General features: G+C 73.2%; 15 protein-coding genes. 4 read left to right on the forward strand and 11 right to left on the reverse strand.

Translation table 11 applies throughout. The features are described 5' to 3' along the window. Window positions 1-72: 72 nt before the first annotated feature. The 3 genes from LO763_RS09405 to LO763_RS09415 all read left to right on the forward strand — a co-directional run bounded on the left by LO763_RS09405 (window position 73) and on the right by LO763_RS09415 (window position 4339). Window positions 73-2046, forward strand: coding sequence for an APC family permease (locus tag LO763_RS09405; protein ID WP_230601717.1), 1974 nt, complete (start codon window positions 73-75; stop codon window positions 2044-2046). 260 nt (window positions 2047-2306) lie between these two features. Further along, on the forward strand, window positions 2307-3485 hold the full coding sequence (locus tag LO763_RS09410) for a class I SAM-dependent RNA methyltransferase (RefSeq protein ID WP_230601718.1): 1179 nt from the start codon (window positions 2307-2309) through the stop codon (window positions 3483-3485). 95 nt (window positions 3486-3580) lie between these two features. After that, the gene (locus tag LO763_RS09415) at window positions 3581-4339 is read left to right on the forward strand and encodes a hypothetical protein (protein WP_230601719.1); all 759 of its coding nucleotides are present in this window, start codon (window positions 3581-3583) and stop codon (window positions 4337-4339) included. A gap of 133 nt (window positions 4340-4472) precedes the next feature. Here the strand turns inward: LO763_RS09415 and LO763_RS09420 are convergent, their stop codons facing one another. The 6 genes from LO763_RS09420 to LO763_RS09445 form a co-directional block, all read right to left on the reverse strand. Then, entirely contained in the window at window positions 4473-5537 is a 1065-nt protein-coding gene (locus LO763_RS09420; protein ID WP_230601720.1) for a DUF5685 family protein, read from the reverse strand. A 316-nt stretch (window positions 5538-5853) separates the two neighbouring features. Next, window positions 5854-7167 (reverse strand): alginate lyase family protein, encoded by a 1314-nt coding sequence (locus LO763_RS09425; protein WP_230601721.1) that lies wholly within the window; start codon window positions 7165-7167, stop codon window positions 5854-5856. Window positions 7168-7344: 177 nt separating this feature from the next. After that, a complete protein-coding gene (locus LO763_RS09430; protein WP_230601722.1) occupies window positions 7345-8250 on the reverse strand; it encodes a glycine betaine ABC transporter substrate-binding protein in 906 nt (301 codons plus the stop codon). An 88-nt stretch (window positions 8251-8338) separates the two neighbouring features. Continuing rightward, on the reverse strand, window positions 8339-9238 hold the full coding sequence (locus LO763_RS09435) for an ABC transporter permease (protein WP_230601723.1): 900 nt from the start codon (window positions 9236-9238) through the stop codon (window positions 8339-8341). Continuing rightward, window positions 9235-10296: a quaternary amine ABC transporter ATP-binding protein gene (locus LO763_RS09440; protein WP_230601724.1), complete on the reverse strand. Its 1062-nt coding sequence runs from the start codon at window positions 10294-10296 to the stop codon at window positions 9235-9237. Before LO763_RS09440 ends, LO763_RS09435 begins: the two co-directional genes overlap by 4 nt. A 352-nt stretch (window positions 10297-10648) precedes the next feature. Further along, window positions 10649-11548 carry an amidohydrolase family protein gene (locus tag LO763_RS09445; RefSeq protein WP_230601725.1) on the reverse strand — a complete coding sequence of 300 codons (900 nt, stop codon included), beginning with the start codon at window positions 11546-11548 and terminating at the stop codon, window positions 10649-10651. 305 nt (window positions 11549-11853) lie between these two features. On the opposite strand from LO763_RS09445, the gene dxs reads away from it, so the two are divergent. Beyond that, window positions 11854-13776 (forward strand): 1-deoxy-D-xylulose-5-phosphate synthase, encoded by a 1923-nt coding sequence (gene dxs, locus LO763_RS09450; protein WP_230601726.1) that lies wholly within the window; start codon window positions 11854-11856, stop codon window positions 13774-13776. Window positions 13777-14021: 245 nt separating this feature from the next. On the opposite strand, the gene LO763_RS09455 is transcribed toward dxs, so the two are convergent. From LO763_RS09455 to LO763_RS09475, 5 genes are all read right to left on the reverse strand, one after another. Next, window positions 14022-16703: an SCO7613 C-terminal domain-containing membrane protein gene (locus tag LO763_RS09455; protein WP_230601727.1), complete on the reverse strand. Its 2682-nt coding sequence runs from the start codon at window positions 16701-16703 to the stop codon at window positions 14022-14024. Window positions 16704-17157: 454 nt separating this feature from the next. Further along, the gene (locus LO763_RS09460; RefSeq protein WP_230601728.1) at window positions 17158-19437 is read right to left on the reverse strand and encodes an SCO7613 C-terminal domain-containing membrane protein; all 2280 of its coding nucleotides are present in this window, start codon (window positions 19435-19437) and stop codon (window positions 17158-17160) included. A gap of 239 nt (window positions 19438-19676) precedes the next feature. Next, the gene (locus tag LO763_RS09465; RefSeq protein WP_230601729.1) at window positions 19677-20474 is read right to left on the reverse strand and encodes a hypothetical protein; all 798 of its coding nucleotides are present in this window, start codon (window positions 20472-20474) and stop codon (window positions 19677-19679) included. A 270-nt stretch (window positions 20475-20744) separates the two neighbouring features. Further along, entirely contained in the window at window positions 20745-22829 is a 2085-nt protein-coding gene (locus tag LO763_RS09470; RefSeq protein WP_230601730.1) for a 3-hydroxyacyl-CoA dehydrogenase NAD-binding domain-containing protein, read from the reverse strand. Further along, a complete protein-coding gene (locus LO763_RS09475) occupies window positions 22829-24016 on the reverse strand; it encodes a thiolase family protein (RefSeq protein ID WP_230601731.1) in 1188 nt (395 codons plus the stop codon). The genes LO763_RS09470 and LO763_RS09475 overlap by 1 nt, the downstream gene beginning before the upstream one ends. Window positions 24017-24083: the final 67 nt, after the last annotated feature.

Below are 24083 nucleotides of genomic sequence, written 5' to 3' on the forward strand. Positions count from 1 at the left end.
CCATACCGCGCCCGCGGCCCCGACAGGCCCGCACCGAGCCCGCGGATAGAAGCCGGACGATACGCTACGGCCGTGACCCGGTCCTTGTCCGTCTTCAAACGGCTGCTCGTCGGCGAGCCGTTCGCCTCCGGGCACCGCCGGCCCTCGCTGGTGCTCTCCAAGCGCTACGCGATCCCGCTGCTGGCCGTCAACCCGATCTCCTCGGTCGCCTACGCCCCCGAACAGGTCTTCCTCGTCCTCGGCGCCGCCGGGACCGCCGCCTACGCCTTCTCCATCTGGACCGGCGTCGCCGTCGCCGCCGTCATGGTCGTCGTCATCGCCTCCTACCGCTACACCGTCCAGGCCTACCCGGGCGGCGGCGGCGACTACCGGATCGTCGCCGCCAACTTCGGGCCCCGCGCCGGACGCCTGGCCGCCGCCGCGCTCGTCCTCGACTACATCCTCACCGTCGCCGTCTCGACCGCCGCCGCCGTCGCGGCCCTCGACGCCCTCTGGCCCGCCCTCCACCCTTGGCGCGAGTGGATCGCCGTCGCCGCCATCGCGGTCCTGGCCGCCTACAACCTCCGTGGCCTGCGCGTCTCCGGGCGCTTCGCCGCCGGCGTCACCCTCGCGTTCGTCGCCGGCATGGCCGCCCTCCTCGCCGTCGGCTTCGCCCGCATCGGCGGCGGCGAGGACCTCGCCGCCGCCTCCGCCGGCTACGAGACCGCCGAGACCAGCGAATGGACCGCCGCGGCCCTGCTCGTCCTGTGCGCCAGGGCCTTCGCCGCCGGGTCCGTAGCCCTCACCGGCATCGAGACCTTCACGACCCGCGTCCGCTTCTTCCGGCCCCCTCGCGGGCGCAACGCCGCCGCCGCGATCACCGCCGTCGGCGGCGCCACCCTCGCCCTGTTCATCGGCATCGTCGTCCTCGCCAAGCTCACCGGCGCCCAGTCCTCCGCCGAGCCCGGCCCCGCCGACTACCTCGCCCACCCGCTCATCGCCCAGCTCACCGACGCCGTCTTCGGCGCCTCGCCCGCCGCCCTGTGGCCGATCATGCTCGCCACCGCCGGGGTCCTGCTCCTGGCCGCCAACACCGCGTTCGTGGGCTTCCCGCAGCTCGCGTCGATCTTCGCCGGGGACTCGCTCCTGCCGCGCCAGCTCCACAAGCGCGGCGACCGGCTCGTCTACTCCAACGGCATCCTCATCCTCGCCGTCGCCGCCGCGTTCCTCGTCCTGCTCTTCGGCGGCGGCGCGCACGACCTCATGGACCTGTACATCGTCGGGGTCTTCCTCTCGATGGCCCTGGCCCACGCCGCGATGGTCCGTCACTGGCGCGGCGTCCTCGACGTCGAGCGCGACCCCGCCCGCCGCCGCCGCGCCCACCGCGCCCGCGCCACCGCCCTCGCCGCGGCCGCCGCCTGCGCGGCCGTCCTCGCCATCGTCGTCCTCGCCGACCACCGGCGCGGCGGCTGGATCGCGGTGCTCGTCATCGGCGGCTGCTACCTGCTCATGCTGTTCATCTCGCGCCACTACACGGCCGTCCGCGAGGAGATCGAGCTGCCGCCTGGCAAGCCGCGCCTGCCCGCCCGCAGCCACGCGGTCGTGCTCGCCTCCAGCGTGAACCTGCCGCTGATGCGGATGCTCGCCTACGCCAGCGCGGCCCGGCCCGACACGATCACCGCGCTGACGGTGAACGTCGACGCGGCCGCCTCGCGCCAGCTCCTCGCCGAGTGGGACCGGCGGGGCTTCACGGTGCCGCTGACGGTGGTCGACTCCCCGTACCGGGAGATCACCGGGCCGATCGTGGACTACGTGAAGGAGCGGCGCCGCGGCGCCCCGCGCGACGTGGTCACGGTGTACCTGCCCGAGTTCGTGGTCGGCCAGGGCCGCCAGAAGGGCCGGGTGCGCCGCGGCTACTTCAACTGGACGACGAACCTGCTGCACAACCAGACCACGAAGGCCATCCGGCGCCAGCTGAAGTACGAGGCGGGGGTCATGATCTGCATCGTGCCGTGGATCCTCGGCGAGAGCACCGAACCGCCCCCGCTGCGCCGCGTCCACCGCTGAGCGCCGCAACCGGCGACCGCGCCGCCCGCCCCGTCGCGAGCGGAGCCCACGGCCCGGTCGTCGCGGTCGCCGCCCCGGCCCGCCCTGTCGCGAGCGGGGCTCACTGTCGGCCCCGGGGGATACGGTCGGTTCAGGGGATTCACACCGCGATGTCACACCCGCGTGGTAAGCGGCGGCCGGCCCCGAGGCTCCCCGTATCCTGGCGTGCGGCCCGACGCGGGCCGGACCGCCCGAACACCGAGTGCTTGAGGATGAGGACGATGATCGTCACCGTTGGAGACGTCGCCGCGGGCGGCCACTGCGTGGCCCGCGTGGACGGCGAGGTCTACTTCGTCCGCCACGCCCTGCCCGGCGAGACCGTCCGCATCGAGGTCAACGAGCGCAAGAAGCGGTTCGCGTTCGCCGACGCCGTCGAGGTCCTGGAGGCCTCGCCCGACCGCGTCGAGCCCCCGTGCCCCTGGGCCGGGCCCGGCAAGTGCGGCGGCTGCGACTTCCAGCACGCCGCCCCCCAGGCCCAGCGCCGCCTCAAGGCGAAGGTCCTGTTCGACCAGCTCACTCGCATCGGCGGCGTCGACCCGGCCCTCCTCGAAGGCGTCGAGGTCGAGGAGCTGCCCTGGCCCGAGGGCGCGCTCGGCTGGCGCACCCGGATGCAGTACGCCGTGGACGAGGCCGGCCGCCCGGGCCTGCGCGCCCACAAGTCGCACACCGTCGTACCGATCGACAGGTGCCCCATCGCCACCGAGCGCATCCGCGAGTCCGACGTGCTCGCGAAGCAGTGGGACGGCATGGGCGCCGTGGGCGTGGTCGACGCCGACGACGACGAGCTCGCCGTCTACACGCAGCTGCGCCGCACCGCCCGGCCGCACCACAAGAGCGGCCCCCGGCAGGTGCACCAGACGGTCGGCGGGCACCGGTTCGAGATCGGCTTCGACGGGTTCTGGCAGGTCCACCCGGCCGCCGCGCCCGCGTTCCTGGACTGCGTGCTGGACTTCCTCCAGCCGCGCGAGGGCGAGTCGGCGTGGGACCTGTACGCCGGGGCCGGGCTGTTCGCCGCCGGCCTGTCGGCCGCCGTGGGCGACACCGGCCGCGTGGTGGCGGTCGAGAACGCGCCCGCCTCGCGCACCGCCGCGAACCTCGCCGAGTACAAGAACGCCGGGGCGATCGAGCAGGACGTGGCCGCGATCGCGCCCGACCTCGGCGCGGTCGACCTCGTGGTCCTGGACCCGCCGCGCAGCGGCGCGGGCCCGGAGGTCGTGGTCGCGCTGGGGGAGGCCCGGCCGCGGGCGATCTGCTACGTCGCCTGCGACGCGGGCGCCCTGGCGCGGGACGCGAGCGACCTCGCGATCGAGGGCTACGAGCTCAAGCGCCTCCGCGCCTTCGACGCGTTCCCGATGACCCAGCACTTCGAGACGATCGCCCTGTTCGAACCCGTCGACTGACCGGGCCGCTGCCGCCCGGCCGCGCTGTCGAGCGGCCGGTCCGCGCGATGGGGTAGCGTAATGCGGCACCTGACCGCCCTGCTCGGAGCCGATCGATGACCAACTCTCCCTACACTTCCGGACCCGCCGACCACGGTCGGCCCCCGCAGCCCGGCCCTGCCGCGCACCCCGGCGGCCCCACCGCTGCGCCCGCCGGGCCCGCGCCGCTGTCCTTCCAGTACCAGCCGCACGACCCGCGCGCGACCTTCGCGCCCGGGCAGCCCGCCGGGCCCGTCCTGCCGCCGCCGCCCACGTTCGCCCAGCGCTGGGGCTTCACCGGCGCGGACGGCCGCCCGCGGCAGGTCACCGTGATCCTCCAGTCGCTGTGGCTCGGGCTCGCCGCCGCCGTGCTCGCCCTCGTCATCGGCCTCGCCGCGGCGAGCGGCGCCTTCTCGCTCGCCGCCGGCCTCGCGCTCGGGCTCCTCGCCGCCGCCGCGAGCCTCATCCTGATCTGGGCCTTCGCCCGAGAGCGCCTGGGCCGCTTCGGCCTCCAGAACCCGCGCCATCCCGTCTACATCGGACTCGGCATCCTGGCGCTCAACGCGCTCGTCGGGCTCTTCAGCGTCTGGAAGTTCGTGCCCGCACTCGTGCAGCTCGCCGCGGCCGCGCTCGTCCTGGTCCTGCTCTTCACCCGCCCGGCGCGCGCCTGGCTCCGCGACCGCAACCAGCCCCGCAAAGAGAAAGAGGAGGAGCGGCGCCCGCTGCCGGGCGAGGACTACCTGGCCGGTCAGCCGCAGCAGCAGTCCCCTTGGCCCGGAACGCAGCCGCCGCCCGGCGGCGGATACCACGCCCCCGGCGGGAACCCGCCGCGCTAGCGCCGCCCCCCGCCGAGGCCGGCGGGAGGCGCGGGACCGGCTGCAACGGGCGACCGCAGCCGAGCGGCCGCGACGGGCCCGGCGGCGCCGGGCCGCCCGGTCGCGGGGTCTCCAACGGCCGCAACGGGTCCGTTCAGTCGCAGCCGCAGGGGCAGCAGTCGCACGAGCAGCAGTCGCACCCGTCCCGGCAGCAGCCCTCGCGCCTGCGCCGCGACCACGGCCCCTCGTAATGCTCCCGGCAGCACATCTGGCAGGTGCAGCACAGGACCGTGAACGCGCACAGCCCCGAGAAGAAGTTCCGCGGCCGGTGCCGGTAGTAGTGGTCGTCGTCGTAGTCGCGCCGGTACTCCCGGCGCTCGCGGTAGCGGCGGTAGTCGCGGCGCTCGGCGCGCGGATAGGTCGCGCACGTCGAGCCGAACGTCTTCGCGACCGCATGGTGCGCATAGCGGTCGAGCAGCAGCCGCGACAGCGTCTCGTCCACGAGGGACGCCGACTCGAGGGCCGCCTTCATGTCCTCGAGCGCCCCGCGCGCCAGCGGGCGCGCCGCGTCGACCCCGGCGCCGGTGGCGGCGAGGGGGTTCCACGCGCCGCGCTCGGCGTCCTCGTCGAAGTCCTCGGCGGCGTCGAGCAGGTGCGCCAGGCGGCCGAAGGCGGCCCCGGCGCTGCGGAACGCCCCGGCGTTCTCGGGCCTGCCGCCCAGGACCGCCGCGTGCGCGAACAGCTCGGCGGTGGCCGTCTCGGTCGGGGCGGTGACGTCGGTGAGCGCGGTGCCCGGTCCGGCCGCCGACTCGACCTCGCGCTGCCGCCCGATCGCGGCGGCGAGCGGCTCGACGTCCAGCCCGATGGACTCGCCGATCGCGATCGCCTTGGCGCGCAACCGGTCCGCGCTGAAACCGGCGAGGCCCCGGGCGCCCGGCCGGGCGGCGAGGCCGTCGCCGTCCTCGACGTGGTCGCGGATCTTCGCGGAGGCGAGCAGGAGCGAGGCGGTCGCGGCCAGCCGGGGCCCGCCGCCGGTCGCGATGCGCTGGCGCCGCATCCCGCGCAGCGCGCAGGGCCCGGCGTCGCGCGCGCCCGACTCGTCGCCGAGCTGGGCTTCGACCAGCACCGACAGGGCCAGGGCGTCGTAGTTCGTGGTGAGCCGTGCGAGGTGCCCGGCATCGTCGCGGAGTTCGAGGCAGAGGCCGCAGAAATGCCCCATCCAGCGGGGTTTGAGGTCTTCCGGCGTGCGTGAGGGACAGGGCGAGAGGATGCCGAACACAGGTCTCCTAGCTCGTCGGCAGACGTGGGAGCGGCGCGGCGGTTCGGCCGCGGCTCGCTGTCGGAGCATCATACCGGTGGGACGCAACGCGACCGCCGAGCGCGGGTCGGCGGTCGCGTGCGGGAGGTCGGAAAGGTCTGCGCTCGCGGGCCGCGGACCCGCGGAGCCTGCGAACATATTAGCACACCTGCATGAATTCGGAGGTGTGTTCGAGCCGCGCCGGGCCCGCGGGACGGCCGCCCCGCGGGCCCGGCGGTCAGCCCAGCGGCTCCAGGTCCTCGGGCATCTCGTCCCAGGTCAGGCGCACGTGGGCGAGGGTGCCGAACCCGAGCGTGTCGTACCCGCCCGAGGTGGAGCCGTAGTCCCCGCCGCCGCCCTCGGGGCTGTTCGCGCCGCACATGTCGGCCACGTTCGGCATCGCGAAGCCCCGGCGGGAGGTGTAGTGGTGGAAGACCATCTCCCACACCGGCCGCGCCTGCCCGCGCCCGCCCGAGCCCATCGCGGTGTGCTCGCGGTAGGCGCAGTTCTGGCCGGTGCCCCAGCTGTACTTCGTGAACGGCAGGTCGTCGTGGCCGCGGTTGTACCGCGCCACGTACTCGGCGGCCTTCGCGAAGGCGTTGCCGTCGGCGCCGTACAGGTCGACGCCCTGGTTCCAGGCCATCTCCATGAACGTCGCCATGAGCCCGATCCCCATGATCGAGTGCCCCTGGTCGCGGCCGCTCTCCTGCCACTGGGCCAGGCCGCCGTCGTACGTGAAGGGGACGGCGTTCCCGATCGAGCCGTTGCCCTCGCCGTTCCAGAAGTAGTCGATCGCCTCGTCCACGACGCCCTGGTCGTCGCAGAGGATGCCGATGGCGAGCTTGCTCGCCATGTTGCACAGGTCCCAGTTGGCCCAGTAGTTGGTGATGCACGCGTCGTTGTGGCCGGTCAGGAACGACTCGTTCATGGGCAGGAAGACGCCCGTCATCATGTCCTGGAACGCGCCCAGGTCGAAGCCGCTCTGGCCGCGGACGATGTCGGCGGCGGCGCAGAACTGGTACCCGTAGATCCCGGCCGCGAGGAACCGGTCGGCGTTGCCCTGGACGCTCTCGAGCGTCGAGGACCAGGCGTTGAGGATCTCGATCGCCTTGTCGCGGTGGGCGGTCCCGCCGCCGACCTTCCAGCGCAGCGCGTTCTGGTAGGCGGCGTGGACGTCGTTGTACAGCTGCGGGTAGTTCTGGCCGGTGCCGCCGCGGATGATCACCGCGGTGGGCCGGGCCGTCCAGGTGCTCTGGGCGCGGCCGTTGGCGGTGAGCCGGTTCCAGCCCGAGAGCCACGGTTCGAGGCCCGCGTCGACCTTGGCGGCCATGCGGTCGAAGTCGGCCTGGGTGTGGAGCATCCCGGGGTGGACGGCGAGGGCGCCGGCGTCCTCGGCGCTCTCCTGGGCCCGGGCGATCCGGAGGCCGCCGGCGCCGGCGGCGGCGAGGCCGCCCGCGGCGGCCGCGCCCTGGAGGAGGCGGCGGCGCCCGAGTCCGGTTGCGCCCGAGGGGGCCGCGGGCTCGGCGGGAAGTGCTGTTCGTTGACCTGACATGGTGCTCCTATGCGCCATGCGGTGCGCGATGCCGGGGAATGCCACCGCTGAACTGCGGCGCCGGTCCGGGGGACCGGCGCCGCTCGCCATCGTAACCTATATATCAACAATTTTCAATACAATTGAACGGTTTCCGAAGGCGGCGTGCGGGACCGGCCGGGCCGGTCCCGCATCGCGCTACGCGATGAGCTCGCTGAAGTCGTTCTCGCCGAGCCACGCGGTCACGCCCGCGGGGACGTCACCCTCGTGGTCGGTGAAGACCGTGTTCTCCAGGTCCGCGAGCTGGTCGTCGGACAGCTTGAACTTCGCGAGCGCCTCGGAGACGTCCGCGAACTCCTCGCTGAAGCCCAGGTGCGCGAGCGTGTTGATGGTCTCGACGTCGCCGAGGGACCCCTCGGGGTCCTCGAGGTTCTTCAGGTCGTACTTGGCGTACGCCCAGTGCGGCTGCCACAGCGTCACCACGATCGGCTCCTCGGCCGCGATGGCCGAGTCGAGCTCGCTGAGCATGGACGCCGTGGAGGAGGTCTTCAGCTCCAGGTCGGTGATGCCGTACGTCGGGATGGCCCCCTGGACCGCCTCGGTCAGGCCCGCGCTGGGCTCGATGCCGATGATCTCGCCGCCGAAGAGCTCGGCGTTGTCGTTGAGCTCGGTCAGGGAGTTCACCTGGTCGACGTAGGCGGGGACGGCCACGGTCAGCGCGGCGTTGGAGTTCCACTCGCCGAGCTGCTCGAGCTGGTCGCCGTACTCCTCCATGTAGGTGGCGTGGGTGATCGGCAGCCAGCCGTCGAGGAACACGTCGACGTCCCCGTTGGCCAGGCCCTCGAAGAGGAGGCCCGCCTCGGCGAACTCCTGCGTGGTGACCGTGTACCCGGCGCTGGTGAGCGCCTGGTGCCATAGCTCGGTGGCGACGATGCCCTCGTCCCAGCCGGGGATGACGCCGAGGACGATCTCGCCTTCGCCTTCGGGCAGGCCGAAGTCGATGTCCGAGGAGTCGGGGGCGTCGCCCCCCTCGCTCTCGACCGAGCAGGCGGTCAGGGTGGCGGTCAGGGCGACGGCGGCACCGGTGGCCCAGGCGCCTTTCATGATCGAACGACGACGCATGTTTCCTTCTCTCTCCCGCGGGGACACGCGGGTTCTCATCCTTGGTGTGGGTGTGTGCTTTCGGAGCGGTCTACTGTGCGAACCGCGCGGCCTTGGCGACCGGGGTGCGGTCGGCCAGGCCCTGCATGACGCGGTCGAGGAAGATCGCGAGGATCACCACGGCGATCCCGGCGTTGAAGCCCTTGGCGATGTCGACCCGGCCGAGCGCGGACACGATGTCCTCGCCGAGCCCGCCGCCGCCGACCATGCCCGCGATGACGACCATCGACAGCGCCAGCATGATGACCTGGTTGAGCCCGGCCATGATCGTCGGCAGCGCCAGCGGCAGCTTGACGCGCACCAGCGTGCGGGACGGCGAGGAGCCGAAGGCCTGGGCGGCCTCGACGACCTCGCGGTCGACCTGGCGCAGGCCCAGCTCGGTCAGGCGCACGCCGGGGGGCATGCAGAAGATGATGGTGGCGATGATCCCCGGCGTCTCGCCGACGCCGAAGAGCATGACCACGGGCAGCAGGTACACGAACGCCGGCAGCGTCTGCATGAAGTCGAGGACCGGGCGCATGACCGCGGAGGCGGCCCGGTTCTCCGAGGCGAGGATCCCGATGGGTATCGCCAGCAGCGTGGCCAGGGCGGTGGAGACGACGACCATCGCGAGGGTCGACATCGTGTTGTCCCAGTAGGGCGTCCAGGCGACGACGAACATGCCGGCGCCGACGACCGCGGCGAGCCTCCAGCCCTTGGCGGCGTAGGCGATCCCGGCGAAGACGAGGATCATCAGGCCCGAGGGCAGCCACAGCAGGGCGTCGGCCAGGGCGAAGTAGAGGGACTCGAGGAAGGTCTCGACCCCGTCGAACAGGGGCGACCACGCGCTGCGGAGCCACCGGATGAGGCCGTCCATCCAGTCGCCGAGCGGCATGTCGGGCAGGGGTTTCCAGACGTACGTCCAGAACCAGTCGCGGATGTATTGGATCATGCCGGCCGGGCCTCCTGGCTGTCGTCTTCGCGTTCGCCGTCCGTCCCGGGCTCGAACGCCAGCGACCTGATGATGGACCTGGGCGTGACCACCCCGAGCGGGTCGTCGTTGCCGTCCACGACCAGCAAGGGGTCGGGGGAGCTCAGGACCGGTTCGTACAGTTCGTTCACGGTCACGCTGGACTCGACCGTGGTCAGTTCGCCGGTGTCCGCGGCGTGGTACGGCTCCATGACCGCCTCGGCGGTGAGCACGCGGCTGCGGTCGACGTCGGCGGTGAACTCGGCGACGTAGTCGTCGGCCGGGCGCATGAGGATGTCCTCGGCCGTGCCGATCTGCTTGACCTCGCCGTCGCAGATGGCGATCCGGTCGCCGATGCGCATGGCCTCGTTGAGGTCGTGGGTGATGAAGACGATGGTCTTGCCCAGTTTGGACTGGAGGTCGAGCAGCTGGTCCTGCATCTCCTGGCGGATGAGCGGGTCCAGGGCGCTGAAGGCCTCGTCCATGAGCAGGATCTCGGTGTCGGCGGCGAGGGCCCGGGCCAGGCCGACGCGCTGCTTCATGCCGCCCGAGAGCTGTGCGGGCAGCTTGCCCTCGTGGCCGGACAGGCCCACGAGCTCGACGGCCTCCCTCGCGCGCTCCAGGCGCTCGGCCTTGCCGAGGCCCTTGATCTCCAGGCCGAACGCGACGTTCTCGACGACGGTGCGGTGGGGCAGCAGCGCGAAGTGCTGGAAGACCATGCTGATCTTCTCGCGGCGCAGGCGGCGCAGCTCGGGGGGCGTGAGCGAGCCGAGGTCGACCCCGGCGATCTCGATCGTGCCCGCGGTGGGCTTGATGAGGCCGTTGAGCATCCTGATCAGGGTCGACTTGCCGGAGCCGGAGAGTCCCATGACGACGAAGATCTCGCCGGGCTCGATCGACCAGTTGTGGTCGATGACCGCGGCGGTGACGTTCTTGGCGCTCAACTGGTCGCGGGGCACGCCGTCCTTGAGCTGGTTCACGGCGCCTCGGGCTCCCTTGCCGAAGACCTTGTACAGGGAATCGACTGCTATCGCAGACATCGTTTCCTTTCACAACCTCACCGGGCGACGTGCGCGCTTGGGTGGAGGGCGCGATCGCTGGGCGGGGCTTCCGTTGGGGGCGGCAACCGTTGAAACATTAGTCAACAGCTGTGGTTTTTCAACCCGACCATTGGGTGAGAAGGTCAACACGAGAGGTGCGGAAGGGGTGTTTTCGCAGGTGAATGGCGTGTAATATAGTGTCGACTTGCCACTGGTTCGATTGTCTACAAATCGACATTCTGAAGAACTGACGCACGGCCTTGCCCGTATCGAGACCGATCCGTGACCGATTGGCCCGTCCTCCGGCGCCTCCGGCGAAGCGGCGGGTGCGCGGGGTTCCCGAACGACCCTCCTAGAGCCGGGACGCCTTCGCCGTCGCCGTCACGGCCTCCAGGTCCGCCTCGCTGAGCCCCAGGCCCCGCGCCCGCTCGTACTCGCCCGCGATCGTCGTCCCCATCCTCATCGGCGAGTCCGTCCCCAGCACCACCGGGATCCCCGCCTCCAGGAACCGCGGCAGCGGATGCGCCTCGATCGCCGGCACCATGCCCAGCACCACCGCCGAGGTCAGGCACACCTCCACCGTCATGCCCCGCGCCGCCAGCAGCCGCATGATCCCCGGGTCGCCCGCCGCCCCCACGGCGTGCCCGATCCGCCCGATCTCCTCGATCTCCGCCAGCGCCCCCAGGTTCGAGGCGTTGAACGCCCCCGCCGGCACCGTCACGCCCAGGCCCGCCGCGCCCGCCGCCTCGGCGACCACCCGGCCCCGCTTCCAGTCCGCCTCGGCCGCATACGGGACGTAGATGATCTCGATGCCCGCCAGGCCCGCCGCCGCCGCGTCCCCGAACGCGTCGCACAGCTCCCGCAGCATCGGGTCCCACAGGTTCATGCTCAGGATCGCGTCCGCCTCGAACCCCGGGAACTCCTCGGCCACGCTCGAGAGCGCCGCCTCGAATCGCTCCATGAACTGCGGGTACACCACCGACTCCTGCGGCAGCCGCAGCTCGGTGTAGGACGCGCCCCCGCGCGCGGCCGCCGCCAGGGCGTCCTCCAGGATGCCCTCGTACACCTCCGGGTCCACCGCGTCGAGGTCGAAGCGCGGCACCGCCGACATCCGCTGGAGCCGGGCCAGCCCCGGAGGCGCCACCGCCTGCACGGCGCGGCGCCGGTCGGCCCAGTCCACCGGGGAGGAGCTCAACACCTGGTCGAGACGCGCGGGCCATTCCGTGTTCTGGTGCAGGTCGATGAGATCCATGTTGGGATGATCACATTTCGATCACGGACCGGTCGGCCTTTCGCGCGGCGTGTCCCTTTCGGGGAGTGACTGCTTTCCGACACTCGCGCCCGCCGCGGCCCCGGCGTCCCCCCTTCGGATGAACTTCCGGTGCACCCGAGCGGACTCCGCTCGATCCGGCGGCCGCGTTCGCACCGCCCGGACGAACCGTGACCGTTCGGACTCCCGGCGGACGCCCTGACCACGGCCCCGCCGCCCATGAGACACCTCCCATCGCCGCTCGCGGAGGTGCCGCCGCCCCTGCGCCACCGTTAGACTTCCCCCTTATGAACCCGCACGACGAACCCGAGATGGGCCCGCTGCTGTCAGGCATCGGCAGGCTGGCCGATTTCAAGTCGCTCGACGAGGCCGAGCTCCCGCGCCTGGCCGAGGAGATCCGCGCATTCCTCGTCGGCGCCGTGGCCCGCACCGGCGGCCACATCGGCCCCAACCTCGGGGTCGTCGAGCTCACCATGGCGATCCACCGGGTCTTCGACTCCCCGCACGACCAGCTCGTCTTCGACACCGGCCACCAGTCGTACGTCCACAAGGCACTCACCGGCCGCGCCGGGCAGTTCGCGGGACTGCGCGGGCGCGGCGGCCTCACCGGCTACCCCAGCCAGGCCGAGTCCCCCCACGACCTCGTCGAGAACTCCCACGCCTCCACCTCCCTGTCCTACGCCGACGGCCTCGCCAAGGCCCACGCCCTGGCCGGCTCCGACCGGCACGTCGTCGCCGTCGTCGGCGACGGGGCCCTCACCGGCGGGATGTGCTGGGAGGCCCTGAACAACATCGCGGCCCGCGACGACCTCAAGCTCGTCATCGTCGTCAACGACAACGGCCGCTCCTACGCGCCGACCGTCGGCGGCCTCGCCAAGCGCCTCTCCGGCCTGCGCCTCAACCCCGGCTACGAGCCGACGCTGCGCAGGATCCAGGAGGCCGTCGAGAAGATCCCCGTCTTCGGCCGCGCCGCCTACGCGGGCCTCCACGCCGCCAAGACCGGCCTCAAGGACGCCCTCGCCCCGCAGGGCATGTTCGCCGACCTCGGCATCAAGTACGTCGGCCCCGTCGACGGCCACGACATCGCCGAGCTCACCGAGGCGCTCGAGCGCGCCAAGGGCTTCGGCGGCCCCGTGATCGTCCACGCCCTCACCGAGAAGGGCCGCGGCTGGGCCCCCGCCCGCGCCGACGAGGCCGAGCAGATGCACTCGCCTCCCGCGTTCGACCCCATCACCGGCGAGCCGACCGCCGCCTCCAAGCGCCGCTGGACCGGCGTGTTCGCCGACGAGCTGGTCGCCCAGGCGAACCTGCGGCCCGAGCTCGTCGCGATCACCGCCGCGATGCCCGGCCCCACCGGGGTCGACAAGCTCATGAAGCGCCACCCCGAGCGGGTCTTCGACGTCGGCATCGCCGAGCAGCACGCCGTCACCTCCGCCGCCGGGCTCGCCATGAACGGCCTGCACCCGGTCGTGGCCGTCTACTCCACCTTCATGAACCGCGCCTTCGACCAGACCGTGCTCGACGTCGCGATGCACCGCCTGCCGGTCACGTTCGTGCTCGACCGCGCCGGGATCACCGGCCCCGACGGCCCCAGCCACTACGGGATCTGGGACACCTCGATCTTCCGCGTCGTCCCCGGCCTGCGGATCGCCGCGCCGCGCGACGCCTCCACGCTCCGCGAGGAGTTCGCCGAGGCCCTCGCCGTCGACGACGGGCCGACCATGCTGCGCTTCCCGACCGGCGCGGTCCCCGCCGCCGACCTCCCCGCGGTCGACGTCCACGAAGGACTCGACGTGCTCCTCAAGCACGAGGACGACGAGCTGCTCATCGTCGCCTGCGGTTCGCTCGCGGGCACCGCGGTCGAGGCCGCGGAACTGCTCGCCGAGCGGGGCATCCGGGCCACCGTGGTCGACCCGCGCTGGATCTCGCCGGTGCCCGACCCGCTGGTGAAGCTCGCGGGGCAGTACCCGCTGGTGGCCACTGTGGAGGACGGCATCCGCACCGGCGGCTTCGGCGACGCGCTCGCCCAGTCGCTGCGCGACGCGGGCGAGGACGTCCCGCTGGTCGACTTCGGGGTCGAGCGGGGCTGGCACCCGCACGGGAGCCGCGCCGAGCTCCTGGCCGACCTCGGCCTGACCGCGGACGCGATCGCCGAGCGCCTCGCCGCCGAGGTCCACCGCCGCGGCGAGGACGACGGGCACCACCACTAGGCCCCGGCGGGCACCACCACTGCGGTGGCCGCCGCCACCGGCGAACCACTCGTCCGGGTGACATCGCGGCCGCGACGGGCCGTTCCTGTCGGACCCGGGCGGGAAGGTGGGACTACCTTTCCCCCGGGAGAGTGGGGGTTGGGGATGGTAGTAAGAGGACGAACAGCGGCGCGGCGGGCCCTGTAGGACCCGCCGCGCCCGGTGCTGTCGGATAGACGCCCGCAGGGCGCCGTCCGGTTGCACGCTCACCGCATGGTTTTCAATCCGTCCCTGATCCGGGCGAGGTCGCGGCGGCGCTTCTCGAAGGTCGCGCCCGCCAGGATCAGGACCGCGCCGCCGATCGCAGGCGGGATCCACACCGGGATGAGGTGCCACAGCAGCGACAGCTCGTTGACCGTGACCACCGCCAAGGCGACCGAGCCGAGCACGAGCGGGGCCTGCCAGCGCCGGTAGAGCCCGGCGAGGATCACCGCGATCGCGGCGGCGCCGACCCCCACGCGCCGGGCGGGCTCGCCCTCGCCGAGCGCCATGAGCAGGCTCGGGCCGATCCCGAGGAGGACCGGCAGCGCGAGCGCCGCCCACGACCCGGTCTGCGGCCGCCGCTCCAGGCGCCACAGACCGATGAGGAACAGGACCGCAGCAGGCGGGGCGGTGAAGAGCTCCACGGTCGTGACGTCCTGCGCGGCCAGCAGCGCCCACCACCCGAGCGTGCCGGTGCACAGGGCCGCGATCGCATAGCCCCACTTGCGGAACGGCGCCATCATCGCCGCCCCCACGAGGGCCAGCGTGTAGACCCCCAGCTGGGCTGCCGGGAACAGCTCGGTGCCCGAGCCCTCCAGCGACCACGCGATCCAATTGACCAGCCCGGCGAACACCGAGGCCCCGGCCAGCACGTGGGCGAGGACCGCCGCGAGCACCCGGTCGGGGCGGCTGCGGCGCGGCGCGCCCATCGCGACGACGAGCATCCCGGCGGCGGTCACGGTGACCCAGAACGGGATCCAGCCCTCGCCGGGGCGCATCGTCTCGCTCTCGGCGGCCGCCCCCGCGGTGATCGAGGTCCACACGGCGAGCGACGCCCAGCCGGTGCAGCGCCCGGCCACCGTGCCCGAGGCGATGGCCGAGATCAGCGCGATGACCCCGCAGGCGATGAAGCCGAGCGTGGGGACCGCGTCGTAGCGGGCCGGGTCCTCGCTCCACAACCGGACCGCGGCCGCCGCGACGGCGAGGCTCACCGCCAGCGTGGCGGCGTTGACCCGGAACCGCCGGGGGAGCAGGACCGCGGCGACGGCGAAGGCGGCCAGGACGATCGGCACCTCGAGGTCGATGCTCCACCCCAGTCCGGGCTGGAGCAGGACCACGACGCCGCCGAGGGTCGCGACCACCCCGGCCACGGCGGCGGTGCCCACGCCGACGAGGTAGGCCGCGTGCCGTAGGGCCTTGCCGAGCGGGTCGGCGGCGAACGGCGCGATCAGCCGCGCGGCGAGGAACGCGACGAAGTAGGCGCTCAGGTCGGGCGCGTCGAAGGCGACCGCCGCGAACGCGGCGAGCGAGGCGAGCCCGGCGACGAGGGCCGCCGTGAGCGGCCAGCGGCTCCTGCGGGCGTTCGTGAACAGGAACGGCAGCAGCGCGGCCGCGAACAGCGCGATCGAGGGGACGGCGAGCTCGCCCGCGTCCGAGCGGATCGCGAGGACCCACGCGGCCAGCACGAGCGACCCGGCGGCCGAGGCGGCCACGAGCACGGTCGTCAGGGAGGCGCCGAGGCGGCGGGTGAAGTGGACGCCGGCGAGGTTCGCGGCCGCGAGCATCGCCACGGCGGCGGCGACGGGCGGCACCACCGGGCCGTCGAGCCCGAAGGCCGCGCGCAGCCCCGCCGAGCAGGCGGCGACGATCGCGGCGCAGGTGAGGAACCGGGAGGCCCACGTGTCGGAGCGGGTGAAGTGCCCGGGGCGGTTGCCGGTGATCCAGGCGGCCGCGCCGAGGGCGAGGGCCATGGCGAGCATGAGCGTCACGGCCAGGCCCAGCGGACTCGCGGCCGCGTAGGAGGCGCCGACCAGGGCGAGCGGCGGGAGCGCCCAGCTGACGGCGCTGAGCTTCGCGGCGGCCCGGTAGACCGCGAGCACGGCCAGGACGGCGGCGGTCCAGGCGCCGACGGTCTCGGGGCCGAAGTCTGCGCCCGCCGGCCGGTACAGGTAGTACCCCGCCAGGGTCGTGCACCACAGTGCGAGGGCGCCGAGGGCCGCGAAGGTCTCGGCGGTGGCCCACAGCTTGAACCGCTTGCACGCGAAGGGGACCGCCAGGAGCAGCAGGGTGGCGCCGCCGAGGATGGCGGCGCGGCCGCCGTTGCCGAGGTTCCGCCAGGCCACGGCGGTGAAGATGATGATCGCGGCGGCCACGAGCAGGCCGCCGAGACTCAGGAGCACGGTCTGGACGGTCTTGGAGCCGACCTCGCCCCGCTCCGGGCGGGGCGCGGGGTGGCGGACGGGCGGCGCACCCGAGGGAGGGGTGTGCGGCGGCCGCGGCGCGGCGCCGGGCGCCATCTGGACCGGCTGGGCGGCCGGCGTCGGCGGGACGGGCCCGTGCGGCGGCGTGCCGGGCGCGGCGGCCTGGCTCTGCGGCAGGGGGGCCGGGGCCGCCTGGCTCTGCGGCGCGGCGCCGGGCGCGGCCTGCGGGGGTGCGGGCCGATCGGCCGCATGAGCCCGGTTCCGGGCCTCGGCGTGGTGCCGGGCGGCCGTCTCGGTGAGTTGTTCGAGCACGCCGCGCCGTTCGGCTTCGACGGCGGCGCGGCTCTGGAGCGTGGCGGGCATGGACGCGAGGACCGAGTCGAGCTCGCCGAGCCGCGCGAGGAGCGGCTCGGGCCCGCGGCCGCAGAAGCCGCATCGCTCGGCCGTGGAGGGGTGTCCGCAGCGTGGGCAGTTGTACGTCGTCATGTGCACAGTGTGGTGGGCCTGTCAAATCCGGGTTCGGGCAAAACGGACGTGTTTTGTAGGCGGTCCACAACGGTCCGCACACGTGACTCGAGCATACGGAACGAAATTCCGTAGGTTTCCTCCAAACGGACCGGGGTCCGACCAGTGGATTCGGCGGGCGGCGAACGAGGGCGGCGGCGCCCCGCCACGCCGTCGCCGACCGCCTGAGCACCAGTCATGAATCGGCCCGGCTTCGGCGGCACACCCGGGGCGAATCCTTCTCACGCCGTCGCCGCCCGCCCGAACCCCACCCGAGTACCGACCCGGTCCCGGTGATGCACCCGCACTCGCGCCCGGCCCTGCTCCTCCGTCGCCGAGCGCCCGAACACCGACCGACCCCTTAACCGAACGGCATCGCGTCAACGCACGCCGCAGACCCGGCCGTCCCGCGGCCGGGCCTGCTTCGAACGCCTTCTCAGCGCATCGCCTTGACCGACCTGCTCAGCCGCGCCAGGTCGCGGCGGCGCTGCTCCAGCGTCGCCCCGGCGGCGATGAGGACCGCCCCGCCCACCGACAGCGGCGCCCACATCGGCACCAGGCTCCACGCCAGCGCGATCTCGTTGACCGCCGAGGCCGCCAGCACCACGGCGGCGAGCACCAGCGGCGCCTGCCAGCGCCGGTTCGCCGCGGCCAGCAGGACCAGCAGCGCCGCCGCGCCCACGGCCGCGCGCCGCCACGGCTCGCCGTCCAGGCCGAGCGCCAGGACCAGCGAGGGCCCGAAGCCGACCGCGATCGCCGGGGCCAGCGCGACCCACGAGCCCCGCTCCGGGTCGCGCCGCAGCATCCACAGCCCGACGCCGAGCAGCAGCACCGCGGGCGGGACCGTGTAGTACTCGAGGGTGTAGGCCCCGGCGTAGGCGGTCAGCAGCAGCTGCGCCGCGATGGCCGCGCCGCAGGAGCCGAGGGCGTGCGCGAGGCGCCGCCGCGGGGACGCCAGCGCCGCCACCGCCAGCGCGACCGCGTAGGCGAGGAAGCCCAGGGGCGCGTAGAGCGTCACCCCGTCCTCCAGGGCCAGCGCGGACAGGACGGCCAGGTAGAGCCCCATGGACGCGTGGGCTCCGGCCCCGCCCGCGGAGCGGGCCGGGCCGCGCGTCAACTGGACGGCGGCGAGCAGGGCGCTCGCGACCACGGCGCAGGCGAGGAACGCCGGCTCGTAGTCGACGCCGCTCTCCCGCTCGTACGTCGCGGCGAGCGCCGCCACCGGCAGCGACAGGTAGGCCGCGGTCCAGCCCGCGACCCGGCGGCCCGCCCCCGGCGAGGTGAACGCCGTCAGCAGCGCGGCGGCGGTGACCAGCGCGAGCGACGCCGCCGGCGCCCACGGGCGGTCCCACACCCCGCCCGCGCCGAGCGCGGCCGCCGCGGCGGCGAGGGCCAGGAAGTCCCGCCTCCAGCCTTCGCGGACCGCTGCGGCCCCGACCGCGCACGCGGCGGCCGCGGCCGGGACCTCCCAGCGCAGCAGCGCGTTCGGCTCGGCGCCGAACGCGACCGGCAGGGCCGTCAGGCCCAGCGCGGCGCACCAGGCGAGCACGCCCGCCCCCACCGCGGCCGCCGCGCGTCGCAGCGCCTGCGACAGCGGCGCGGGGAAGACCGCGGAGGCGGCCAGGACCAGGAGCGCCGCGCCGCAGTACGCGGTGAGCGCGAGCGCGCCGGTGACGACCGCGCCGAGTGTCGCGAGCGAGGCGACGGCGACGGCGGCGGCGCCGGTCGGCGGCAGCCAGGCCGGGCCGTTCGGATCGCTCCCGGCCGCGAGCACGACCACGATCGCCGCCGCGAGCCCGAAGCCGGGCACCGCCAGCAGCGGCTCGTCCGTGCGCAGGGCCAGCGTCCAGGCGGTGGCGGTGAGCGCGGCGGTGGCCGCGCCGAGGATCAGCACGGTCGCCCGCGCCGCGCCGGTGCCCCGGGCGTGGGCGGTCGCCAGCAGCAGGGCCGAGGCGAGCAGGCACGCGGTCGCGGCCACGGCGGGCAGGAGCGCCGCGTCGAGCCCGAAGGCCGCCCGCAGGCCCGCGAGGAACACGACGGTGATCGCGGCGGCCGCGAGCACCCGGGCCGCCCACTGGTCGGAGGCGGCGTGGCGGGTCGGGACCGCCTTGACCGCGGCGGCCGCCCCGGCGAGCACCGCGCCGATCACTCCCATGTGGATCGAGGCCTCTAGCGGTTCGCCGAACGCGGCGAACGCCGTCCCGGCGGCCGCCAGCGGCAGCAGGGCCCAGCCGGGGGCGCTGACGCGGGCGGCGAACCGGTAGAGGACCGCGGCGGCGAGCACGAGCGCGGTCCACCGGGCCACCGCGACGGCGGTGAGCCCGGTGCCGCTCGGCAGGTACAGGTAGTACCCGGCCAGGGCCGAGCACCACAGGGCGAGCACGGCGGTGGCGGCCAGGGTCTCGGCGGTGGCCCACAGGCGGAACCTGGTGAGCGCCAAGGGCGTCGCCAGCAGCAGACCGGTGGCCCCGGCGAGGATGGTGAGCCGTCCGCCGTCGCCGAGCTGGCGCCAGGCGACGGCGGTGAAGACGATGATGCCCGCGGTCAGGAGCAGGCCGCCGAGGCACAGCAGGACCGTCTGGACGGTCTTGGCGGTGACCTCCGCGCGGCGTGCGGCGCGGGCGGTCCGCTCGGTGCGGGCGTCCTCCGGCCGCGGGGGCTGGTTGCGGAGGGGCGGGCGCTCGGGCCCGTGCTCAGGCGCGACGGATCGGTTCATACGGACAGTGTCGAAGCCGTGTCAAACCGTGAATCAGACAAATCGGGCCCAATTTGTATGGGCTCCACAAGGCCCGGACCCGACACGCCGGAGCCACAGTGGATATTTCGTGGATTCCTCTAAACGGTCCGGCCTCCGAACGGCCCGGCCCTCATCGGCCCGCGCCGCTCCCCGGAGCATGGGAACGGGCCCCGCGGCACTGCCGCGGGGCCCGTTCCGTCGGGAGGAGGAAAAGCTGCTTACCGCTCCGACTCGTAGGCGTCGATGATGTCCCAGGCGAGGTCTTCCCACTGGGCGTAGTAGTCGGGGTAGGCCGAGACCTGCACGGCCTGGGCGGCCGAGGCGATCGACATGCCCTCCCAGCCGTCGACGTCCTCGAGGGTGCCGTAGAACTTGCCCGCGGAGGTCGAGACGTCCATGAGCTCCTCGACGCTGCCCCAGCCCATCGAGGTGCGCTGCTGGAAGATGCCGACCGAGTCGTGGTCGGAGTAGGTGACGTCCGAGTCGGTGTACTCGAAGCTCTCCGGGACCGCCTCGGAGGCGGCGTTGTACAGCTTCGCCTCCTGCATCGCGGTGGCGAGGGCGACGGCCCAGCCGTTCTCGTCGAAGCCCATCTCCTCGCCGGTCTCGATGATCGTGACGGCGTTGGCCTCCTGCTCGTCGTCGATGTCGCTGACGTCGATGTCGACGGGGCCCTCGGGCTCGGCCTCGGGCTCGGGAGCCTCCTCGGCGGGGGCCTCGGGCTCGGGCGCCTCGGTGGTCGGGGCCTCGGTGGGCTCGGGCGCCTCGGCGGCGGGGGCCGGCTCGCCCGTCTCGGCGGACTCGGTGGTCTCGGCCGCGGCCTCGACCTCGGTCCCGGTCGGCTCGCCGGTGTTGCTGATGGCCCAGGCGGCGGTGGCGCCCGTGCCGGTGAACACGGCGGCCGCCACGGCGACCACGGTGAGGCGGCGCACGCGGTGGTGCTCCTTGAAGCCTTCGAGGGTGTCGGTCAGCCGCCGGGAGATCGAGGCGGCGGCGCTCCGGACTGTGCCGGTCACGCCTTGGGGGATCCTGCTGATCTGCACCGGGCAACCGTAAAGACTGCAATTCGCAGGTCAAACCCGCTTGGCCCGGCGTTTTCCAAAGGCGCGGCGAAGTTTCTAGCCGGTAAACTAGTGACACGGCAATTGCCCGGTATTGACGCTATCGCGGCATGTGTACGAGCACATCCCCGCTGCCGTCCGATCCCTTCGGGACACGGGACGAGCCCGGTCTCATCCGTTCGGACGAGACCGGGCTCGGCGCAAAGATAACGTGACGGCGCTTACTCAGCCCATGGCGCCGAACGGCTTACCGGACACCTCGGCCGAAACCCCCGCCCGGTCCAGGTACGGCGTGAGCCCGCCCAGCCAGAACGGGAAGCCCGCGCCCATGATCATCGCCAGGTCGACCTGCTTCGGCGAGGGCACCACGCCCTCGTCGAGCATCAGCTGGACCTCCTCGGCCAGGCCCCGCAGCACCCGCTGCTTGACCTCCTCGGCCGTCGCGGGCTGGTTCCCCAGCTCGACCAGGGCCTTCGCCTCCTCGGTGAGCTTCCCCTTGCCCTTCGCCGAGGCGTCGAACACCGGGAAGTCGGCCTCGGCGAGGCGCCGCAGGTTCTCCGAGGCCGGGAACCGCGGCCCCAGGTCCTCGTTCAGGTGCTGGCACAGGTGCCACGACACCTGGAGTCCCACGAGCTCCAGCAGCGCGAACGGCCGCATCGGCAGCCCCAGGTCGTCGAGCGCCACGTCGGCGACCTCGATCGGGGTGCCCGCGTCCACCACACCGGTGACCTCGGCGAGCATCCGGCCCAGGAGCCGGTTCACGATGAACGCCGGGCGGTCGGCCGAGCCGACCGCGGTCTTCTTCAGCTTCTTCGCCACCGCGTACGCCGTCGCCAGCGTCTCGTTGTCGGTCTTGTCGGTCGGGATGACCTCCACCAGCGGCATCACCGCCACCGGGTTGAAGAAGTGCATCCCCACCAGGCGCTCGGGGTGCGCCAGCTGCGAGGCCATCGCCGTGACCGACAGGCCCGAGGTGTTGGTGACCAGCAGGCACTCCTCCGAGACGATCGACTCGACCTCGGCGAACACCGCCTGCTTGACCTTCAGCTCCTCGAAGACCGCCTCGATCACCAGGTCGCAGTCGGCGTACACCGACTTGAGGGCGCTGGCCGAGACGAGCGCCCGCAGCTTCGCGGCCTTGAGCTTCGAGACGCGGCCCTTGGACTCCAGCTTGTCGATCTCGGACCGCACGTACGCCAGGCCGCGCTCGGCCCGGGCGGCGTCGAGATCGGTCATGACCACCGGCACCTCCAGGCGCCGCGCGAACATGAGCGCGATCTGGCCGGCCATGAGCCCGGCCCCGACCACGCCGACCTTGCCGACCTCCTTGGCCAGCCCGGGGCTCGGCGCGCCCTCGGGGCGCTTGCCCAGCGCGCGCACCAGGTTGAACGCGTAGATGCTCGCCTGGAACTGCGGCCCGGCCTCGAGGTCGGCCAGGGCCTCGTCCTCGGCCAGCGAGCCCTCCTCGAACGAGGCCGTCCGGGCGAGCTCGAGCAGGTCCACGGCCCGCACGGCCGCGGCCGAGGCGTTGTGGACCTTCTCCTCCACGAGGTGGCGCACACCCGCGATGACCTGCGGCCACGAGTCGCGGTCGACCTCCGGGCGCTGCACGGTGATCTCGCCGGTGGCGACCTTGACGGCCCAGTCGAGGGACTCCTCGAGGAAGTCGGCGCCCTCGAACTGCGCGTCGGCGATGCCCATCGGCACCAGGTCGGTGCCGCGCAGCATCTTGTTCTGGTTCAGCGGGTTGCCGACGATGACCTGCGCGGCCTTCTCGACCCCGATGAGGTTGGGGAGGATCTGCGAGCCGCCCCAGCCGGGGATGAGCCCGATGGAGACCTCGGGCAGGCCCAGGCCGTTCGCGGTGGTGCTCACCGTGCGGTAGTGGCAGTGGAGCGCCAGCTCGAAGCCGCCGCCGAGGGCGACGCCGTTGATGAACGCGAAGGTCGGGACCGCGGAGGCCTTGAGCCGCTTGTACAGCGAGTGCCCGGCCTGGGCGAGCATCAGGCCCTGCTCGCGCGACTCCAGGCTCGGCATGAGCTTGATGTCGGCCCCGGCCAGGAAGATGAACGGCTTCCCGGTGACGGCGACGAGCTTGACGCCCTCGGCGGCCTCGACCTCGTCGAGCGCCCGCCACAGGTTCTTGAGCCCGCCGGGCCCGAACGAGCTGGGCTTGGTGTGGTCGTAGCCGTTGTCGAGGGTGATGATCGCGGCCCTGCCCCCGAGCCCGCGCGGCTCCAGGTAGCGGACATGCGCCTCGGTGACGACCTCTTCCTCGAAGTCGGGAAGGTCGAGCGGCGTCGCGTACATTACTTGGCCCCCTTGAAGTTCGGGTTCTCCCAGATGACCGTGCCGCCCTGGCCGAGGCCGACGCACATGGTGGTGATGCCGTAGCGCACCTCGGGGTGCGCGGCGAACTCACGGGCGAGCTGCGTCATCAGGCGCACCCCGGAGGAGGCCAGCGGGTGGCCCATGGCGATGGCGCCGCCCCACGGGTTGACGCGCGGGTCGTCGTCGGCGATCTTGAAGTGCTCCAGGAACGCCAGCACCTGGACGGCGAAGGCCTCGTTGATCTCGATGAGGCCGATGTCCTCGATGGACAGGCCCGCGCGGGCGAGGGCCTTCTCGGTGGACGGGATCGGGCCCGAGCCCATGGTCTCGGGGTCGACGCCCGCGAACGCGAAGCCGACCATCCGCATCGCGACCGGGAGCCCCAGCTCGGCGGCGGTCTCGGCGTCGGCCAGCAGGCACGCGGTGGCGCCGTCGGTCAGCGGCGCCGAGGTGCCGGCGGTGACGCGACCGTGCGGCCGGAACGGCGTGCGCAGGCTCGCCAGGCCCTCCAGGGTCGTCTCGGGGCGCGGCAGCTCGTCGGCGACGGCGACGGTCCAGCCCTCGTCGGAGCGGGCGGCCATCGTGGTGATGTCGTCCTGGAGGCGCTCGACGGCGGCAGCGTAGCGCTGCTGGGTGCCCACGGCGTAGGCGTCGGCGCGGTCCTTGGTGATCGACGGGTACAGGTCGTGCAGGTTCTCCGCGGTGAAGCCCATCTGGAGCGCGTCGGGGTCGACCAGGCGCTCGGCGACGATGCGCGGGTTGGGGTCGACGCCCTCGCCCATGGGGTGGTTCGACATCGACTCGACGCCCCCGGCGATGGCGATGTCGTACTGGCGGGCCGCGATCGCGGAGGACACGCTGGTCACCGCGGTCATCGCGCCCGCGCACATGCGGTCGATGGAGTAGCCCGGGACGGAGCGGGGGAGCCCGGCCAGCAGCGCGGCCGTGCGGCCGAGCGTGAGCCCCTGGTCGCCGATCTGCGTGGTGGCCGCCAGGGCCACCTCGTCGACGCGCTCAGGCGGCAGCCCCGGGTTGCGGCGCAGCAGCGACCTGATGCAGCGGATGATCATGTCGTCGGCGCGGGTCTCTTCGAAGAGTTTCCCCGCCTTGCCGAACGGGGTCCGTACCCCGTCGACGAAGACGACATCGCGGATGGTGTCGTTCACGCCAGCCCCTCCTTTGGGTATGCAACGTCACAGCGAATGTTACCCGCAAGTAAGTTCGTTGTCACGG

The organism is Glycomyces amatae (genome assembly GCF_020991375.1).
GTDB classification, from domain to species: domain Bacteria; phylum Actinomycetota; class Actinomycetes; order Mycobacteriales; family Micromonosporaceae; genus Glycomyces; species Glycomyces amatae.